General features: G+C 71.4%; 14 protein-coding genes and 1 tRNA gene. 8 read left to right on the forward strand and 7 right to left on the reverse strand.

What is annotated here, in order from left to right; all coding sequences use genetic code 11:
• Positions 1-166: 166 nt before the first annotated feature.
• A complete protein-coding gene (locus ACIQNG_RS20495; RefSeq protein WP_401486655.1) occupies positions 167-1,831 on the reverse strand; it encodes a protein kinase in 1,665 nt (554 codons plus the stop codon).
• Positions 1,832-2,270: 439 nt separating this feature from the next.
• Between ACIQNG_RS20495 and ACIQNG_RS20500 the strand changes: the two genes are divergently transcribed.
• Positions 2,271-3,836, forward strand: a complete 1,566-nt coding sequence (locus tag ACIQNG_RS20500; RefSeq protein ID WP_401486766.1) for a protein kinase — start codon at positions 2,271-2,273, stop codon at positions 3,834-3,836.
• 37 nt (positions 3,837-3,873) lie between these two features.
• Here the strand turns inward: ACIQNG_RS20500 and ACIQNG_RS20505 are convergent, their stop codons facing one another.
• Complete coding sequence (locus ACIQNG_RS20505) at positions 3,874-4,428, reverse strand: pyridoxamine 5'-phosphate oxidase family protein (protein WP_401486657.1); 555 nt, start codon at positions 4,426-4,428, stop codon at positions 3,874-3,876.
• Positions 4,429-4,549: 121 nt separating this feature from the next.
• Entirely contained in the window at positions 4,550-5,209 is a 660-nt protein-coding gene (locus tag ACIQNG_RS20510; RefSeq protein ID WP_401437661.1) for a response regulator, read from the reverse strand.
• Between the two features lie 350 nt (positions 5,210-5,559).
• Here ACIQNG_RS20510 and pdhA point away from each other — a divergent pair, with 350 nt between their 5' ends.
• Genes pdhA through ACIQNG_RS20525 form a run of 3 tightly spaced genes read left to right on the forward strand, consistent with a single transcriptional unit; the run spans position 5,560 to position 9,290 of the window.
• Entirely contained in the window at positions 5,560-6,735 is a 1,176-nt protein-coding gene (gene pdhA, locus ACIQNG_RS20515; RefSeq protein ID WP_401486659.1) for a pyruvate dehydrogenase (acetyl-transferring) E1 component subunit alpha, read from the forward strand.
• Between the two features lies 1 nt (position 6,736).
• Positions 6,737-7,783 carry an alpha-ketoacid dehydrogenase subunit beta gene (locus ACIQNG_RS20520; RefSeq protein WP_401486661.1) on the forward strand — a complete coding sequence of 349 codons (1,047 nt, stop codon included), beginning with the start codon at positions 6,737-6,739 and terminating at the stop codon, positions 7,781-7,783.
• 10 nt (positions 7,784-7,793) lie between these two features.
• Positions 7,794-9,290, forward strand: a complete 1,497-nt coding sequence (locus ACIQNG_RS20525; protein ID WP_401486663.1) for a dihydrolipoamide acetyltransferase family protein — start codon at positions 7,794-7,796, stop codon at positions 9,288-9,290.
• A gap of 496 nt (positions 9,291-9,786) precedes the next feature.
• On the opposite strand, the gene ACIQNG_RS20530 is transcribed toward ACIQNG_RS20525, so the two are convergent.
• From ACIQNG_RS20530 to ACIQNG_RS20540, 3 genes are all read right to left on the reverse strand, one after another.
• Positions 9,787-12,168, reverse strand: coding sequence for a hypothetical protein (locus ACIQNG_RS20530; protein WP_401486664.1), 2,382 nt, complete (start codon positions 12,166-12,168; stop codon positions 9,787-9,789).
• A 3-nt stretch (positions 12,169-12,171) separates the two neighbouring features.
• A tRNA-Cys gene (locus tag ACIQNG_RS20535) sits at positions 12,172-12,243 on the reverse strand.
• 237 nt (positions 12,244-12,480) lie between these two features.
• The gene (locus tag ACIQNG_RS20540) at positions 12,481-13,380 is read right to left on the reverse strand and encodes a D-alanyl-D-alanine carboxypeptidase family protein (protein WP_401486666.1); all 900 of its coding nucleotides are present in this window, start codon (positions 13,378-13,380) and stop codon (positions 12,481-12,483) included.
• Positions 13,381-13,605: 225 nt separating this feature from the next.
• Between ACIQNG_RS20540 and ACIQNG_RS20545 the strand changes: the two genes are divergently transcribed.
• Together ACIQNG_RS20545 and ACIQNG_RS20550 are read left to right on the forward strand one after the other, a co-directional pair.
• Positions 13,606-14,313, forward strand: a complete 708-nt coding sequence (locus tag ACIQNG_RS20545) for a GntR family transcriptional regulator (protein WP_401437645.1) — start codon at positions 13,606-13,608, stop codon at positions 14,311-14,313.
• 65 nt (positions 14,314-14,378) lie between these two features.
• Entirely contained in the window at positions 14,379-15,659 is a 1,281-nt protein-coding gene (locus tag ACIQNG_RS20550) for a nitrate/nitrite transporter (RefSeq protein ID WP_401486768.1), read from the forward strand.
• A gap of 152 nt (positions 15,660-15,811) precedes the next feature.
• Here the strand turns inward: ACIQNG_RS20550 and ACIQNG_RS20555 are convergent, their stop codons facing one another.
• The gene (locus ACIQNG_RS20555) at positions 15,812-16,636 is read right to left on the reverse strand and encodes a maleylpyruvate isomerase family mycothiol-dependent enzyme (RefSeq protein WP_401437642.1); all 825 of its coding nucleotides are present in this window, start codon (positions 16,634-16,636) and stop codon (positions 15,812-15,814) included.
• A gap of 218 nt (positions 16,637-16,854) precedes the next feature.
• On the opposite strand from ACIQNG_RS20555, the gene ACIQNG_RS20560 reads away from it, so the two are divergent.
• Positions 16,855-17,655 carry a carbon-nitrogen family hydrolase gene (locus ACIQNG_RS20560; protein ID WP_401437640.1) on the forward strand — a complete coding sequence of 267 codons (801 nt, stop codon included), beginning with the start codon at positions 16,855-16,857 and terminating at the stop codon, positions 17,653-17,655.
• A 233-nt stretch (positions 17,656-17,888) separates the two neighbouring features.
• A complete protein-coding gene (locus ACIQNG_RS20565) occupies positions 17,889-18,848 on the forward strand; it encodes a MerR family transcriptional regulator (protein ID WP_401486668.1) in 960 nt (319 codons plus the stop codon).
• Positions 18,849-18,868: the final 20 nt, after the last annotated feature.

Below are 18,868 nucleotides of genomic sequence, written 5' to 3' on the forward strand. Positions count from 1 at the left end.
GGACCCTGAGACGCGCATCGGACCGTACGGCGTGCGCGCGCACCAAAGGCCCGGCGACGACGCCGGGCCTTTCTACCGGGCCTTTCTCATGTCCCGGTCCTGTCCCGAAACCCTGGCCCGCATCACGTCCCGCCGAAGATCCCGATCCGCTCGCGGAAGGGCATGGTCAGGACGGCGGGTTCCCCGTGGACACGCTGAGCTGGAACTCCGGCATGTCCTTCGGGTCCACGTCCGTCTCCGGCGCGGGGTACTGCCGGGTGACCGCGCCCTCGCCGTACGTGTTCTCGTCGACCTTCTCCAGGGTGAGCTGCCAGCCCGCGGACTGGAGGCACTCCTTGACCGAGTCGATGTGCTTGTACCGGAAGTCCGGGATCCGGATCTTGTTGGGGTCGTTGTAGGACTCCTCCGGCTCCGAGCACTCCGTGGAGTCGATCGTCTTCGACGTGTCCGCGGGCCGGTAGCCCGGCTTCTGCTCGGCGGAGGCGCTGGGGCTGGAGTCGCCGCCCGCGTCGTCACCGCTGTCCCCGCCGCCGCGCAGCGCGAAGCCCAGGACCAGACCGCCGACGGCCAGCAGCGCGACGAGCGTCGCGCCGATGATCACCGGCCGGTTGCCCTTGCCGCCTCCGCCCCCGCCCCCGCCCGCGGGCGGGGTGGACTGCGGGGCGAGGTGGTACGGCGGGGTCGACGGGCCGCCGGGCTGCTGCGGGTACCCGGCCACCGCCGGGGTCGCATAGCCGCCCTGCTGCGGATACGCGTCCTGCTGCGGATAGCCGTACGCCGGGGACGGCGCGGGCGTGCCGTACGGGTGGTGCGGCGGCAGCGGCTGGTACGGCGTCTGGACGTTGCCCTGCGGCGCCGGGGCGGCCTGGTCGACCGGCGGGAACACGGCGGAGCCGACCCCCGCGCCGCTCTGTCCGGCGGTGCCCGGCACGATGCTGGGCGGCGTCGCCTGGACGGAGGCGGCGACCCGCAGGCACTCGTCGCGCATGGACTCGGCGGTCGGGAAACGTTCGTTGGGGTTCTTGCGCAGCGCGCGGGTGATCAGCGCGTCCACGGCGGGCGGCAGCGCCCGGTTGATGGAGGAGGCGCCGACCGGCTCCTCCTGCACATGCGCGTAGGCGATCGCCAGCGGGGAGTCCGCCTCGAACGGCAGCCGTCCGGTGACGAGCTGGAAGAGCATGATCCCGACCGAGTAGAGGTCGGAGCGGGCGTCCACCCCGCGGCCGAGGGCCTGCTCCGGGGACAGGTATTGCGGGGTGCCGACGACCATGCCCGTCTGGGTCATGGACGTGACGCCGGACTGCATGGCACGCGCGATGCCGAAGTCCATCACCTTGACCACACCGCGCTTGGTCACCATCACATTGCCCGGCTTGATGTCGCGGTGGACCAACCCCATCTCGTGGCTGATCTCCAGCGCCGCGAGCACATCCGCGGTGACCTTCAGCGCCTTGTCGACGGGCATCGCGCCCAACCGCTGGATGTCCTCCTCCAGCACGGAGCCGAGCGGACGGCCCTCGACGTACTCCATGACGATGTACGGAGTCGTCATCCCGTCCAGATCGTCCTCGCCGGTGTCGAACACCGAGACGATGTTGGTGTGGGTGAGCTTCGCCACCGCCTGCGCCTCACGGCGGAACCGTTCCCGGAACGCCTGTTCGCGCCCGAGGTCGGTGTGGAGGGTCTTGACCGCGACCTGCCGGTCCAGCACGGCGTCGTACGCGAGATGCACCGAGGCCATACCGCCCTGGCCGAGCAAGTCACGCAGCTGATAACGACCACCGGCGAGCGCCTGCCCCGTGTACCGGCCCTGTCCGCCGTCCTGGCTCATCGTTCTGCGTCCCCCATCGGCACGGGCGACCGCGGTCGCCGTGACACCGGCCACCGCGTCGCCTTACCACCGCGATCCACCGGTGATCGAATGTGTTATTCCCGGCCAAGTCTGCCCCAGGGCACTGACACGTCAAGCTCGGTGCCCGATCCGTGACCGTACGCGAAGGAAGCGTCGTGCAAGCGTTACAGCGCCGGTACGGCTGGTGCACAGGATTTGCACGACGGTACGGCCGCACGGTTTCATGGCCGGTCCGCCGCAGACGAGTACCGGCCACCGCGCCGGGCGACCGCCCCACGCACACGGGCGTGTCGCGGCGGGGCTCCGGCCCCGGTCCGGGCGACCTGGAACGCACCGGCGGCCGGCCCGGAGGCTGTAGCGTGGCCGACGGAGACCGTGACAACACCGCGCGCACCGCGGGCAGAAACGACGGCGAGGACTGATGGCACAGCAGCGCGCTCAGGGCCCGTCCGACCCCGAGGCGGCCGGCGGCGGGATGTCGGACGCGCCGGACCTGTGGGGCAACGGTGGGCTGGTCGGCGACGGCCGCTACCGGCTGACCCACCGACTCGGCCGGGGCGGTATGGCTGAGGTGTTCGCGGCCGAGGACGTCCGTCTCGGGCGGACCGTCGCCGTGAAGCTGCTCCGCTCCGACCTCGCCGAGGACCCGGTGTCCAAGGCCCGCTTCACGCGCGAGGCCCAGTCCGTGGCCGGCCTCAACCACCACGCGATCGTCGCCGTGTACGACTCCGGCGAGGACCTGGTGGGCGGCCAGAGCGTGCCGTACATCGTGATGGAGCTGGTCGAGGGCCGCACCATCCGCGATCTGCTGCTCAACGCCGAGGCGCCGGGGCCCGAGCAGGCCCTGATCATCGTCTCCGGGGTCCTGGAGGCGCTCGCCTACTCGCACCAGCACGGCATCGTGCACCGGGACATCAAACCCGCCAATGTCATCATCACCGACCACGGCGCCGTCAAGGTGATGGACTTCGGTATCGCGCGCGCCCTGCACGGGGCGTCCACGACGATGACCCAGACCGGCATGGTCATGGGCACCCCCCAGTACCTCTCGCCCGAGCAGGCCCTCGGCAAGGCCGTCGACCACCGCTCGGACCTGTACGCGACCGGCTGTCTCCTGTACGAACTGCTCGCGCTGCGCCCGCCGTTCGTCGGCGAGACCCCGCTGTCGGTCGTCTACCAGCACGTCCAGGACATCCCGACGCCCCCGTCGGAGGTCTCCGACGCCTCCCCGCCGGAGCTGGACGGGCTCGCCATGCGCGCGCTCGCCAAGGACCCCGACGACCGCTTCCAGACCGCCGAGGAGATGCGCGGTCTGATCCAGTACGGCCTGCAGATGCTGTACGAGCAGGGCGGCCACACCGGCACCTGGAACACCGGCCCGGTGGCGGCCCACGACGGCCGGCACACCCCTGCCATGGGTACGGCCGGCACGGCGGTCCTCGGGCACCCGGGCGACGGCCAGGGCACCTCGCAGATCCCGCAGCCGATCATCCCGCAGTACGGCGACGGGGACGACGGCGGCTTCGAGGGCCACGGCAACAAGGGCCGCGGCGCCGGCAAGCTGTGGATACTCGCGGCGCTCGCCGTGATCGCGATCGTGGCCGGGGTGGCGCTGGCCATGAACAACGACGGCGCGGGCGGCGGCGGCTCGGGCACCACGCAGTCGCCGACCACCTCGAAGACCCAGGAGAAGGACAAGACCAGCAAGTCGCCGAGCGACGACGCGACGGAGGAGCAGACCGACCCGGGCACGGGCCAGGACACCGGTCAGGACGACGACTGGGACTACACGCCGTCCCAGCAGCCGTCGAACACCCCGTCGCAGCAGCCGACGAACGAGCCGACGGACACGGAGCCGACCGACACCGAGCCGACCGACACGGAGCCGACCGACACCGAGCCCACGGACACGGAGCCGACCGACACGGAGCCGACGGACACGGGGACGGGCGAGCCGGGGACTCTCGACCCCGTACTGGGCTGAGCGGGTCCGGCAGGTCCGCAGTCCGGTCCGGCCGGCCTCAGCCGTTCCCGCGCGTCCCGTGCGTCCCGCGCGCCCCACGGCCCCCCGAACAGCCCCCGAACCGCTCGCCGTCAGAGCCGTAGCCAGAGCCGCCGTCAGAGCCGTAGCCAGAGCGATCGTCAGAGCAGTCGTCGGAGGAGCCGTCGTCCATGGAGTGGACCGTGGCGAACCGGGGGCTCACCCGTAGATAGACCGGGGCGAACGGGCGCCCGTCGACCAGCCGGGGGGCGGGCCCGAGGCGGGTGAGTTCGGCGGCGGTCGGCTCGGCCGCCGCGCACTCGCCGACGACCTGCACGGACCACTGCCCACCGGGGCTGCCGGGCCGTACGAGGCTCATGTTGTCGGTGCCGTAGGCGACGACGTGCCCCACACACGCCTGCTGGTAGCCGGAGTGCCGGTGCATCCGCAGCAGCACCCCGCCGTCGCTCACGATGTGCCGCGCGGGCGCCAGGAAGGGCAGCGCGCGCATGCTCGCCGCGACCCGGCCGTAGTCGACACGGCCGAGGAGGGCGGTGGCGAGGGACAGGTCGGCCGGCGCTTCGTCGGTGGGCATACGACCACTGTGCGCGAGCGGGACGGGCCGAGGTAGGGGCCGCCGACCCCGGGGGACCAGGACGTAAGTCCCGAGAATCGCATCCGCATCGGTGCCGCGCGCTCACGGAATGCGTCCTGCGTCAGTGCTGTTCCGCCTGCATTCGGGCCACATAGGCCGCCGCCTGGGAACGCCGTTGCATTCCGAGTTTGGAGAGCAGACCGGACACATAATTCTTGATCGTTTTCTCGGCGAGATGGAGCCGTTCACCGATCTGGCGATTGGTGAGCCCCTCCCCGATCAGATCGAGGATCCTGCGTTCCTGGTCGCTGAGCCGGGCGAGCCGCTCGTCCCCCTTGGCGGTGCCGCCGTCGCGCAACCGTTCGAGGACCCGCGCGGTGGCGACCGGGTCCAGCAGCGACCTCCCGGCGGCCACGTCCCGCACGGCGGTGAGCAGCTCGACGCCCCGGATGGCCTTCAGGACATAGCCGGAGGCGCCCGCCACGATGGCGTCGAAGAGCGCCTCGTCGTCGGAGTAGGAGGTGAGCATCAGACAGCGCACGGAGTCGTCGTCGGAGCGGATCTCGCGGCAGACCTCGACACCGCTGCCGTCCGGGAGCCGTACGTCCAGGACCGCCACATCGGGCCGGGCGGCCGGGATCCGGGCGAGCGCCTCGGCGGCCGTACCGGCCTCCCCGACCACCTCGATGTCCGGCTCCGCCGCGAGCAGCTCATGCACGCCCCTGCGGACCACCTCGTGATCGTCAAGCAGAAATACCCGGATTTTTCCCTCTTCGCGCACGCGGTCAGTGTCACATACAAACCCTTCCCGTGCCCGGGGTGCCCGGGATAACGTGCCATTGTTCCGGCCCCCTGCAAGGCTGTGACCTGGAGCTGTTCCCGCTTTCCCGATTTACTTGGAGATCCAAGCAAAATCCCAGGTCAGGCGGGGTTTCACAGAAATGTGGCGCTCTGGGTAACGTGATTGTTGCAGGGCCTCGCCGGGGCACCTGTCACGCCTCTTTCCGGCCGGATCGCACCCACCCCGTGCGCGCCGACGGAAAAGGCGAGCCGCTCCCCCTGTCTCCGGAACGAGCAGGGGGATCCCAGCACCCGGCGAACCCGGGATGCCGGACCGACGGAGGAGCACACGTGACCGTGGAGAGCACTGCCCCGCGCAAGCCGCGCCGCAGCGCCGGTACCAGGAGCACGGCCGGTAAGCGATCGACCCGGACGTCACCGGGGACCGAGCCCGAGCTGGTGCAACTGCTGACCCCGCAGGGCAAGCGCGTCAAGAACGCCGAGTACGACAAGTACGTCGCCGGTATCACCCCCGAGGAACTGCGCGGTCTCTACCGCGACATGGTGCTCACCCGCCGCTTCGACGCCGAGGCCACCACCCTCCAGCGCCAGGGCGAACTGGGCCTGTGGGCGTCGCTGCTCGGCCAGGAGGCCGCCCAGATCGGCTCGGGCCGGGCTCTGCGCGACGACGACTACGTCTTCCCGACCTACCGCGAGCACGGGGTCGCCTGGTGTCGCGGCGTCGACCCGACCAACCTGCTGGGCATGTTCCGCGGCGTCAACAACGGCGGCTGGGACCCGACGACCAACAACTTCCACCTCTACACCATCGTCATCGGCTCCCAGACCCTGCACGCCACCGGCTACGCGATGGGCGTCGCCATGGACGGCGCCGACTCCGCCGTCATCGCCTACTTCGGCGACGGCGCCAGCAGCCAGGGCGATGTCGCGGAGTCCTTCACCTTCTCCGCGGTCTACAACGCGCCCGTGGTGTTCTTCTGCCAGAACAACCAGTGGGCGATCTCCGAGCCGACCGAGAAGCAGACCCGCGTCCCGCTCTACCAGCGCGCGCAGGGCTACGGCTTCCCCGGCGTCCGCGTCGACGGCAACGACGTGCTCGCCACCCTCGCGGTGACCCGGTGGGCGCTGGAGCGCGCCCGCAACGGCGAGGGCCCGACGCTGGTCGAGGCGTACACCTACCGGATGGGCGCCCACACCACCAACGACGACCCGACCCGCTACCGCCACGACGACGAGCGGGCCGCCTGGGAGGCGAAGGACCCGATCCTGCGCCTGCGCCGCCACTTGGAGTCCGCACACCACACGGACGAGGGATTCTTCGAGGAACTGGGGGCGGAGAGCGAGGCGTTGGGGAAGCGGGTGCGGGAAGTGATCCGGACCATGCCGGACCCGGACCACTTCGCCCTCTTCGAGCATGTGTACGCGGACGGGCACGCGCTCGTCGACGAGGAACGAGCGCAGTTCGCCGCCTACCAGGCGTCGTTCGCCGATGCCGAGGGGGTCTGAGATGGCGGTCGAGAAGACAGCGGAGAAGGCGGCGCAGAAGTCGGCGGAGAAAGCGGCGGAGAAAGCAGGGGCCGGCGAGAAGCTCGCCCTGGGCCGGGCGATCAACGCGTCGCTGCGCCGCGCCCTGGAGGAGGACCCCAAGGTCCTCGTCATGGGGGAGGACGTCGGCAAGCTGGGCGGGGTCTTCCGGGTCACCGACGGGCTCCAGAAGGACTTCGGGGAGAGCCGGGTCATCGACACCCCGCTCGCCGAGTCCGGCATCGTCGGCACGGCGATCGGCCTCGCGCTGCGCGGCTACCGCCCGGTGGTGGAGATCCAGTTCGACGGGTTCGTCTTCCCGGCCTACGACCAGATCGTCACCCAGCTCGCGAAGATGCACGCCCGCGCGCTGGGCAAGGTCAAGCTGCCGGTCGTCATCCGGATCCCCTACGGCGGCGGCATCGGCGCGGTCGAGCACCACTCGGAGTCCCCGGAGTCCCTCTTCGCCCATGTGGCGGGCCTGAAGGTCGTCTCCCCGTCGAACGCGTCGGACGCCTACTGGATGCTCCAGCAGGCCGTCCAGAGCGACGACCCGGTGATCTTCTTCGAGCCCAAGCGGCGCTACTGGGACAAGGCCGAGGTCAACACCGAGGCCATCCCCGGCCCGCTGCACAAGGCGCGGGTGGTGCGCGAGGGCACCGATCTGACGCTGGTCGCGTACGGCCCGATGGTCAAGCTCTGCCAGGAGGTCGCCGCAGCCGCCGCGGAGGAGGGCAAGTCCCTGGAGGTCGTGGACCTGCGCTCGGTCTCCCCGCTGGACTTCGACACCGTCCAGGCGTCGGTGGAGAAGACCGGCCGGCTGGTCGTGGTCCACGAGGCACCGGTGTTCTTCGGCTCGGGCGCGGAGATCGCCGCCCGGATCACGGAACGCTGCTTCTACCATCTGGAGGCCCCGGTCCTGCGCGTGGGCGGCTACCACGCGCCGTATCCGCCGGCCCGTCTGGAGGAGGAGTACCTGCCGGGTCTGGACCGGGTGCTCGACGCCGTCGACCGCGCCTTGGCGTACTGAGGAGAGGGTCGTGACGACGATGACCGAAGGGTCCGTACGCGAGTTCAAGATGCCGGACGTGGGCGAGGGGCTCACCGAGGCCGAGATCCTCAAGTGGTTCGTCCAGCCCGGTGACACGGTGACCGACGGCCAGGTGGTCTGCGAGGTCGAGACGGCCAAGGCCGCCGTGGAACTGCCCATCCCCTACGACGGGGTGGTCACCGACCTGCACTTCCCCGAGGGCACGACGGTGGATGTGGGGACGCCGATCATCGCGGTGTCGGTGGGCGGAGCGGCCCCGGCCGAGACCCCGGCCCCGGCGCCGGCTCCCGCCGCCGAGGAGGCCGAGCCTCCGCAGGAGCGCCAGGCGGTCCTGGTCGGTTACGGCGTGGCCGCGTCCAGCACCCGCCGCCGCCCGCGCAAGGGTACGGAGTCGGGTACGGGTACGGGTGCGCCGCAGGCAGCGGCGGCGGCGCTCCAGACGGAGCTGAACGGCCACGGCCCGACCCCGCGGCCCGAGCCCGCGGCCCGGCCCGCCGCCGAGCCGCGGCAGCGCCCGCTGGCGAAGCCGCCGGTCCGCAAGCTGGCCAAGGACCTGGGCGTGGACCTCACGACGGTGGTCCCGACCGGCCCGGACGGCATCATCACCCGCGAGGACGTCCACGCGGCGGCGACACCGACCGGGACGACGCCACAGGCCCCGCAGGAACAGCCCGCACCGGCACAGCCCGCACCGGAGCAGCCCGCACCGGAGCAGCCCGTAGCGGCGCGTTCCGCACCCGAACCCTCCGCTCCGACCCCGACCCTCCCCCCGTACGACACCGCGACTCGCGAGACCCGGGTCCCGGTCCGCGGGGTCCGCAAGGCGACGGCGGCGGCGATGGTGGGGTCGGCGTTCACGGCGCCGCATGTCACGGAGTTCGTGACGGTGGACGTGACGCGGACGATGCGGCTGGTGGCGGAGCTGAAGGAGGACAAGGAGTTCGCGGGCCTCCGGGTCAATCCGCTCCTCCTCGTCGCCAAGGCCCTGCTGGTGGCGATCAAGCGCAACCCGGACGTCAACGCGGCCTGGGACGAGGCGAACCAGGAGATCGTGGTCAAGCACTACGTGAATCTGGGCATCGCCGCGGCCACCCCGCGCGGCCTGCTCGTGCCCAACATCAAGGACGCCGACGCCAAGACCCTGCCGCAATTGGCCCGCTCGCTGGGCGAACTGGTCACCACGGCCCGGGAAGGCAGGACGACCCCGGCCGCGATGCAGGGCGGCACGGTGACCATCACCAACGTCGGCGTCTTCGGCGTCGACACGGGCACGCCCATCCTGAACCCCGGCGAGTCCGCGATCCTCGCCGTCGGCGCGATCAAGCCCCAGCCGTGGGTCCACAAGGGCAAGGTGAAGCCCCGCCAGGTCACCACACTGGCCCTCAGCTTCGACCACCGCCTGGTCGACGGCGAACTCGGCTCCAAGGTCCTCGCCGACGTGGCGGCCGTCCTGGAACAGCCGAAACGACTGATCACCTGGTCATGAACCCCTCACCCGCAAGGGCGGTTTGAGAGACGGGGCGCCCGTGCCCGTGCCCGTGCCCGTGCCAGTGCCAGTGCCAGTGCCAGTGCTCGCACTCGCACTCGCACTTGCCGAGCCCGGGCACCCGTCTCCCATGACCGCTCGGCAGGCTCAGCCCTCCCAGAAGGCCCAGAAGACCCCCACCTCGGCCGCGGACACGGCCACCAGACCGCAGTCCGTCGGGTACAGCAAGGCGTGCAGGGTGACCCCGTACCGCCCGCGTCGTCCGTCTCCGGCGCGTGATCGATCGAGTGCCAACCTCGGGGGTCGGTGGCCCTCAGCGCCATGACCGACCGGACATCCCGCCGCCAGTCGTCATGCCGCCGGGGCCCGACCCGCGCGAAGGTCCAGCCACCGCCGAACAGTGTGGTCGCCGCGGACTTCCAGGAGGTCGCGTCGGGTATCCGCTCGCTCTGGTTCACTCCGGTCCTGTTCATGGACATCAGGATCGGCCCCGTGACTACGAGCCGCTTCGCCGGCCCTCCCGCAGCCAGTGTCCGTTCGTGCTCCAGCCCAGCAGGCTTCGGCCCTCGCCCTCGTCGGGGCCGCGGCCCTTCACGCACTGGTGGAGGCCGGTGAGGGCAGGGGCGAGGCGGTGGGTGACGTGGGGGGCGTGGCGGTGGGATTCGGAGGTCAGCCAGGTCAGGGTGGACCTGAGGTCCTGGTCGGTGGACAGGGACAGGTAGTAGATCATCTGGCGCCAGGCGTACGCCGTGTCCTTGATCGTGGACAGCGGGCGGGGGTTGCCCTCCAGGCGGGCGGTCAGGCGGCAGACCGTGGTGAAGGCACGGCGGGCCAGGTCGGGCCAGCCGGCGGGCGGGGCGACACCGGCCCGGGTCGTCAGGGCGGCGAGGTTGTGGGTGGTGAGGATCTGCGCCTGCTCCACGATCATGCCGTTGCCGGCGGTCGACCAGCGGTCCGCCCGGAGACGGCGCTTCGGGGCGTCCTTCGCGGCATCCGCCGGGCGGGGAGCCAGGGAGCCCAGGGAGCACGCCTCGGCCCGTTCACGGCACAGGCGGGCGAAGCCGGGGGAGGTGCGGTAGCCGTACCCCTCACGCTTGCGTGTGGTCCGGCTCGTCGCCGCCTCCTCGATCGCCAGGTTGCGGACGGCCCGGTAGTCGATCGCGTAGTAGCGCTCGTACAGGGTGCCGCTCAGTTGCTCCGCCGCCAGCCTCGCCGCCGTCATGAACTTCGGGCTGAACGTGCCCATGAAGATGTCCGCCGCCAACTCCTCCACCAGCGGTGCGCCGAGGTCGGCCGCGCCCGCCAGGACGGACAGCTCACGGACCAGGGGGTTGGGCAGGATCGTGCCGGGGAACGCCTGCACGGCCAGTTCGGCCAGCTGGCGCAGGGCCTGCGCCGACACCTCGCCCGCGCTTGCGCCCCTCCGCTCCCGCTCGTCCGCCACCGCCCGCACCCACGGCAGTTCCTCCGCCCGCACCTGCCGCTCCAGATGGAGCAGGAGCAGCGAGCGGCGGTTGCGGAAGGCGCGGTAGTTCGCGGCGGCCAGGGTGCGCAGGGCGGCGTCCGGGTACGCCCGCGCGGTCGTCGCGGCGACCAGCTGAGGCACCAGCTCCGCCAGCACCTCGGCCGACGGTACGACCCCCCGCTCCACCAGCGTCGCGAGCGGCGCGCTCAGCGCCGACTCCAGCGGCTTGCGCAGGCCCGCCGGGATCGTCGCCCCGGCGGGTACGCGGGCCCGCAGCGCCTCCTCCTGCGTCACGGGCGCGAGCAGGGGCTCCACCTCCGGCACGCCCTGGTCCTGCGGCAGACCGTCGAGCCGCTGCCGCAGCAGCCCGGCCAGGGCGTGATGGGAAGGCAGCGCGGCCTGGACCGCCTGTGCGTGGCGCAGCGCCGAGTGCCCGGCCGAACCCGGCACCCCGCGGCGCGCCACCATCCCGGCCGCCGCGCTCCGCAGCAGTCCCCGCAGCCGCGGTTCCAGCACCCGCCCCGCGACCGTCTCCTCCAGCGCGCGGCGCAGGATCCCGAGGTTCTCGCGGGGCTTGAGGTGCTTGGTGCAGTACGTGTGCCGGGCGGCCAGAGCGCGGTAGCGGGTGAGCAGCGCGGCGCCCCGCCGCAGCCAGTCCTCGTCCGGGGCGCGCGTCAGCACGGGGCGGTCGTCGCGGGCCGTCTCCAGCCAGTGGGCCAGCATCTCGTCCGCGAACGGGGCCCAGACCGTCAGGGCCTCGCGCTGGCTCTCCACCGCCGGGTTGGGGCGCCGCGCGGCGAAGGTCCGGGACGCCTGCCCGACGGTGCTGCGGTGCACGGACCCGGCGTCCGGCGCCGGACGTGTGGACGGACGGGGTGTGAAACGCAGCCGCTCCGCGAACGGGGCCAGTTCCGCCACGAGGTCCAGCGCGGCGTCGACCTGTTCCGCGCGGGCCAGCCACGCCACCGTGAGCAGCGCGGCCTCCTCGGGGACCGTCACCTCGTACCGCCCGCTGTCCAGCAGGGCGCCGAGGTGGGCCAGGCCGTCCTCGGTGAGGCAGTGCGCGAACAGGGCCGCCCGCTCCTCGGGGACGCCGGCGCGGCGCGCGGCCTCGGCCTCGTACCGCTGGAGGGGTCCGCCCGCGCAGGGCTCGCCCGTCGCGAAGCCGCCCCGCACCACCTCGGGGGTGACCCAGGCGGGCAGCCCGGCAACCGGGGTGCGGGAACCGATCAGCAGTCGGCCGTCGGCCATGCCGGCCAGCACGGACCGCCATGTGCGGCCCTTCTCCTCGGCGCGTCGCCGGGTGTCCGCGTCCGGGTGGGTACGGGCGGTCTCCAGCGCTCTGGCCAACTGGCCGTAGCCGTAACCGGGATTCACCTGGACGGTGTGCTGCTGGTCAGCGTGCTCGTTCATAAGCCGGCGTGGCGGGTTCCGCCCCCGCGCCCTCCGGGTCTGCAGCCCGGTGCTCTGCTACTGAGCTACACGCCGTCGGATGTACCGACCCGACCGTGGAAACGGTAGAGGTCGAACGGGCGGGCGAACAACGGTTTTTGCGACCCGGCCCCGGCACCCGGCCCCCGCACCCGGTCCCGGCACCCGTTCCCCGTACCCGGCCCCCGCACCCGGCACCCGGTCCCCGCACCCGGCACCCGGTCCCCGCACTCGGCCCCGGCACCCGTTCCTCGCCCCTTGGCTCAGGGGCGAGGAACGTGCTCGCGACCGGGTCTAGCCGAGTCGCGCGAAGCCGTAGGTGAGCAGCTTCTTCGCGTCCGACTCCCGCTGCGAGGCGGAGGTCGAGGTCAGGACCGTACCGATGACGGTCTTGCCGTTGCGGGTCGCGGCGAAGACCAGGCAGTACTTGGCCTGTGCGCCCGAGCCGGTCTTCACCCCGATCGAACCGCTGTAGTTGCTGAGCAGGGTGTTGGTGTTGCTCCACGGGTAGTAGCGGTAGCCGCCGGTCTTCGTGGTCACCTTCTGCTTGGTCGACTTGGTCTTCACGATCGAGCGGAAGGTGCTGCTCTTCATCACATTGCTGGCGAGCTTCGTCAGATCGCGCGGCGTCGAGTAGTTCGAGCCGTTGCTTATGCCGTCGAACGAGTCGAACTTGGTGTTCGTCATACCGAGCTGCTTCGCCTTGGTGTTCATCTTCCCGATGAACGACTTCACGCGCGCCGCCCGCGTCGAACCGCTGCCGAACTTGTCGGCGAGCGCGTACGCGGCGTCGCAGCCGGACGGCAGCATCAGCCCGTACAGCAGCTGGCGCACGGTGACCTTGTCACCCACGATCAGCCGGGCCGACGAGGCGTTGTTGCGGACGATGTAGTCGCTGTACGCCTTCTGGATGGTGACCTTGGAGTCCAGGTTGAGATTGGACTGCGACAGCACGACCTTGGCGGTCATGATCTTCGTCGTCGAGCCGGTGGCGCGCTTGGTGTCCGCGGACTTGGTGTAGAGCGTCTTGCCCGTCGCGTTGTTCATGATGTAGCCGCCCTTGGCCGCGATCGAGGGCGTGGCCACGGCCTGCGCCGGAGCGGCGGAGACGACGACGGTGGCGAGCAGGGCGCCGGAGGTGACGCCGACGGCGGCGGCTCTGCGGATCCGCGCGCCCGTATTGAGGGTTATCAAGTTAAATACCCCGATTAAGTTGAAATTCCCCTAATGTGCAGCCTGGTTGGAGGGGACGGAAAAGGCCACATGTTTATGACGTGCAAAGGGTGCTGATGGTTGCTCATGGGAGGAAGGAAAAAATGCGCCCGCGCGCAGACCGGGGTCCGCCCGCGCGCAGGCGGACCCCGGTCCGCATGATGGACGCACCTCCTCATGCGTACGTGTTGTATCTATCCTGTGGCCATGTCTCCCGTCACCGTGCAGACCGTGCAACCAGAGAGGGTCCTGAAGCCCGCCAAGCCGGCCAAGCCCGCCAAGCAGCCGCCCGCCGCCGACCGTGTCTACGCACACGTCAAGGAGGGCGTCCTGGAGCGGCGTTACGAGGGCGGCGCCCTGCTCACCGAGGGCGAACTGGCGGAGGCCGTCGGCGTGTCCCGCACCCCGGTGCGGGAGGCGCTGCTGCGGCTGGAGGTCGAAGGGCTGATCAAGCTCTACCCGAAGAAGGGCGCGCTGGTCCTGCCCGTCTCGGCCCAGGAGATCGCGGACGTCGTGGAGACCCGGCTGCTGGTCGAGGAGCACGCCACGCGCAAGGCCGTACCCGCCCCGCCCGCGCTGATCGAACGGCTGGAGGAACTCCTCGCCCGGCAGAAGGCCCAGGCCGAGGCCGGAGATCTGGCCGCCGCGGCCGTCACCGACCGCTGCTTCCACGCCGAGATCGTGCGCAGCGGCGGCAACGAGATCCTCTCCCGCCTCTACGACCAGCTCCGCGACCGCCAACTGCGGATGGGCGTCGCCGTCATGTACTCCCACCCCGACCGGATCGCCAAGACCCTCACCGAGCACGAGGAGATACTGCGCGCGCTGCGTGCGGGGGACGCCGAGGAGGCCGTCGCGGTCGTCCACCGGCACGTCGGCTGGTTCTCCCACCTCGCCCGGGGTGAGGTCCGGTGAGTGCCCCGTCCTCAGGGGCATCCGGCTCCTCAGGCTCCTCAGGGGCATCCGGGTGCTCAGGGGTGCTGCCCGGTGATCCACCGGGTGGGCGGCAGGCCGTCGCCGTCTGGTGCATAGGCGTCGCGGTCTACTTCGTCGCCGTCATCTTCCGTACGTCGCTGGGGGTGGCCGGCCTCGACGCCGCCGACCGCTTCGACGTCAACGCCTCGGCCCTGTCGACTTTCTCCATCCTCCAACTCCTCGTCTACGCCGGGATGCAGATACCCGTCGGCCTGCTGGTCGACCGGCTCGGCACCAAGAAGGTGCTGGCCATCGGTGCCGTCCTGTTCACCGCCGGACAGCTCGGCTTCGCCTTCTCCCCCACCTACGGCACGGCCCTCGCCTCGCGCGCGCTGCTCGGCTGCGGTGACGCGATGACCTTCATCAGCGTCCTGCGGCTCGGCACCCGCTGGTTCCCCGCCCGCCGCGGCCCGCTGATCGCCCAACTCGCCGGGCTGGTGGGCATGGCGGGCAACCTGGTCTCCACCGTCGCCCTCGCCCCGCTGCTGCACGGCATCGGCTGGACCGCCGCGTTCGCGGGCAGCGCGCTGGCCGGTGTCGTCGTCCTGGTCCTGCTGCTGCTCTTCCTCAAGGACCACCCCGAGGGCCATGAACCCGAACCCGTCCCGCATCTGGGCGTCGCCTACGTCCGGCGCCAGATCGCCGCCTCCTGGCGTGAACCCGGCACCCGGCTCGGGCTGTGGGTGCACTTCACCTCGCAGTTCCCGGCGATGGTCTTCCTGCTGCTGTGGGGGCTGCCGTTCCTGGTCGAGGCGCAGGGGCTGAGCCGGGGCGCGGCCGGCGGGCTGCTCACCCTGGTCGTGCTCTCCAACATGGCCGTCGGACTCGTCTACGGTCAGATCATCGCCCGGCACCACGGCGCGCGGCTCCCGCTCGTGCTCGGCACGGTCGCTGCGACGGCCGTCCTCTGGGCGCTGACCCTGCTCTGGCCCGGCGCACAGGCGCCGCTGTGGCTGCTGGTCGTGCTGTGCGCGGTGCTCGGCGCGTGCGGACCGGCGTCGATGATCGGCTTCGACTTCGCGCGCCCCGCGAATCCGCCCCAGCGCCAGGGGACCGCCTCCGGCATCACCAACATGGGCGGCTTCGTCGCCTCCATGACGACGTTGTTCGCGGTCGGGGTGCTGCTGGATGCCTCCGGCGGTGACTATGGGGTGGCGTTCTCCGTGGTGTTCCTGCTGCAGGGGCTGGGGGTGAGTCAGATACTGCGGTTGCGGCGGCGGGTGGCTCGGATCGAGCGCGAGCGACTGGTCGCCAGCCGGGTGGAGACGGTGCACGTCCCTGTCTGAACCGGCCGCGTCGCCCTCGCGGTGCTGGGGACCACCGCCCCCAGAGCCCCGCGTCCGGCCCCGCACGGGCCTTCGTCACCTCGTCCCCGGATGCCGCCGGATGCCGCCGGGGGACGCCGGATGTCGGCGGGCGTCGGCGGATGCCGGGAAGGTCAGGGTGTCACCGTGAAGTGCTTCAGGATCGCCGAGGTCAGCTTCGGGTCGCCCTCCGCCTTCACCCGGTCCGCCACCGCCTCCGGGGTGACCCGGCCGCAGGCGAGACGGACGTAGGTCTCCCAGTCGAGGGTGAGGGTGGCGGCGGGGCCGAGGGCGGGAGCGGTCTCCAGGGTGCCGCGGCCCTGGATGTCGACCCGGATCGTGCGCAGGAACTCGATCGGCCCGTGCACATCGAAGACGATCGCCGAACTGCGGGGCGCGTCGGCTTTGTTGGCGACGATCTCGGGCAGCGCGGCCAGCAGCACATCCCGGGCGACCTGGGCGCCGGGCGAGTCCAGGTTGCCGGGGCGGCCGAGGGCGGTGCGCAGATCCTGCTCGTGCACCCAGATGTCGAAGGCGTGGCCGCGCATCGACTCCTCCAGCGTCACCTCGGTGCTGAGCGGGCCGCGCACCTTGGTGCCGGGGTCACGGGACTCGTTGCGCAACTGGCGGTTGCGCCGGATGACCGTGTACTCCAGTTCGGCCGTCATCTCCGGCGAGGTGTGGTGGCGGCGGACGTCGACCTGCATCTCCATGTACCGCTGGTGGTCGTTGGTGACATGGAACAGGTCGCGCGGCAGGGTGTGGATCGGGCGCGGGTCGCCCAGCATTTCGTTGTCCAGCCCGATGACATGGGACACGATGTCCCGGACCGACCAGCCGGGGCACGGGGTGCGCCGGTTCCAGTCGGCCTCCACGAGCGGCTGCACCAGCTCGGATATGGCTTCGATCGAGTGGGTCCAGGCGTCGGCGTAGGGCTGGAGAGTGGGATGCAGACTCACGGAACGGGACCCCTCGGCGGTCGTGTCACGGGCAGATTGTGGCGGCAGTGCCAGTGGGAGGTGGCTGTCGGCGGTGTCTCGGAACTCCATCCCGGTTCGTGGCTGGACTCGAACCGGGGGGAGCCCCAAAGCTACGCTGCTGTGTGGCACCCCGGCAGTGCTTTCGTGTGACGATCGTAGGCCCGTATGGACGGCTCGAATGCCAGGACGGTGGTAGTGTGCGCGCCTCTCTCCTCCAGATCGCAGTAGACGGGGGCGAATCGGTCGAATCGCGTCGGGTGCGGGTCGCCCGCCTGGTGCGGGAGCAGGCCGGGACCGCGGATCTTGTCGTGTTGCCGGAGCTGTGGACCACCGGGGCGTTCGCCTACGAGGAGTTCGGCCGGGAGGCCGAGCCGCTGGAGGGGCCGACGTTCGAGGCCATGGCGAAGGCGGCGGGCGACGCGGGCGTCTGGCTGCACGCCGGGTCGATCCCCGAGCGGGACCCCGAGGGGCCGCTCCACAACACCTCTCTCGTCTTCTCCCCTTCCGGTGAACCGGCCGCGGTCTATCGCAAGATCCATCGCTTCGGCTTCGACAAGGGCGAGGCCGTGTTGATGGCGGCCGGGCGTGAGCTGGTGACCGTACGGCTGCCGGAGACCGTGGTCGGGCTGGCCACCTGTTATGACCTCCGATTCCCTGAGCTGTTCCGTGGGCTGGTCGACGCCGGGGCCGAGACCCTGGTCGTCCCGGCCGGGTGGCCGGAGCGGCGGCGCGGGCACTGGACGCTGCTGGCTCGGGCGCGGGCGGTGGAGAACCAGGCGTTCGTACTTGCTTGTGGAACGGCCGGTACCCATGCGGGAGTTCCGCAGGCGGGTCACTCGATCGTGGTGGATCCGTGGGGCGAGGTGCTGGGGGAGGCCGGGGCCGGCGAGGAGATCCTCTCGGTGGAGTTCGACCCCGGGAAGGTGGCGCGGACCCGCGAGCGGTTCCCCGTACTGAAGGACCGGATGATGGGGTTGGCGGCACCCCGCCACCCGTGAACCGCGCCCGCCCGGTCCCGATACGGCGGGAGATCCGGGCCGTGCGGTGACGACCCCGGTCACCGCACGGCCGGAAGGGCGCATTTCCCCGCAAGGGCTTGGCGCACTTCCCGGTAGGGCGCGTGGCGCATTCCCCGGTAGGGCGCGGAGCGGTGGGTACGGGTTGCACCTTCCGTAGCGGCATGTGGTCCGGTGGACCCACGTCCCGATGCCTTGAGGAAAGGTCCCCGCTCATGCATGCGTCCTTCATGCCACCCCGCCAGGTCAAGATCGGTGACGCGGCGGCCTTCGTCGGCAGCACGCCCCGGGCGATCCGCCATTACCACGAGATCGGCCTGCTGCCCGAGCCCGAGCGGGGCGGCGACGGCCGCCGCCGCTACGGGTACGAGGACATGATCCGCCTGCTGTGGATCCGCAAGATGGCCGACGCCGGGATCGCCCTGGACGACATCCGTGACGCCTTCGCCTCCGGCACGGCTTCCGCCGGTACGGACAGCGGAGATGACCTCGCGGGCGTCCTGGAGCGGTTGGAGGACACCCTCGCCGAGCAGGAGGCGAGGGTGCGGCGGCGACGGATCGCCGTGCAGCGGATGCGCACCGAAGGCAGCCGGATGGGACTGCTCTCCGACTTCGTCACCGAACGCCTCAAGGGCCTGCCCGAGGGGTCCTTGCGCCAGGAGGACCTGGACAGTCTGCTGGTCACCGAGCGGATCCTCGGCCCGCTCGGCGCGGCCGTCCAGGCCACCCGCTTCGTCGCCCTGGCCACGCATCCCGCGCTGCGGGAGGAGTCCGACCGCGTCGATGCCGCCGAGGAGGCGCTCGACGACAGCGTCGCCGTCGATGATCCACGGGTGGCTCACGTGGCCGCCGAACGGCACGCCTTCGAAAGCGCCCTCCACACCGTCATCGAGGAGTCCGGACTGGACGAGGACATCGACGCGGTCTTCACCGCCTGGGACGCTCTGCACCCTGCTGCCGAGGACGGCGAGGCCAGCGAGGACGGCGAGGCCAGCGAGGAGGGGGCCGAGACCGAGGCCGACCCCGGCTCCGACCCCGGCTCCGGCTCCGGTTCCGGCGGGCGGGAGGCCGGCTCGATGAGCGTGCTCGAAGCCATCGGCAAGATGCCCTACGACTTCTCCCCGGCCCGCCTGCGCTGTATGGCACTGGCCGAAGAACTTTCCGCCCAGGACTGATCGGCTCCCTCATCGGCTCC

The sequence above is a fragment of the Streptomyces sp. NPDC091377 genome (genome assembly GCF_044757045.1).
Taxonomy (GTDB): domain Bacteria; phylum Actinomycetota; class Actinomycetes; order Streptomycetales; family Streptomycetaceae; genus Streptomyces.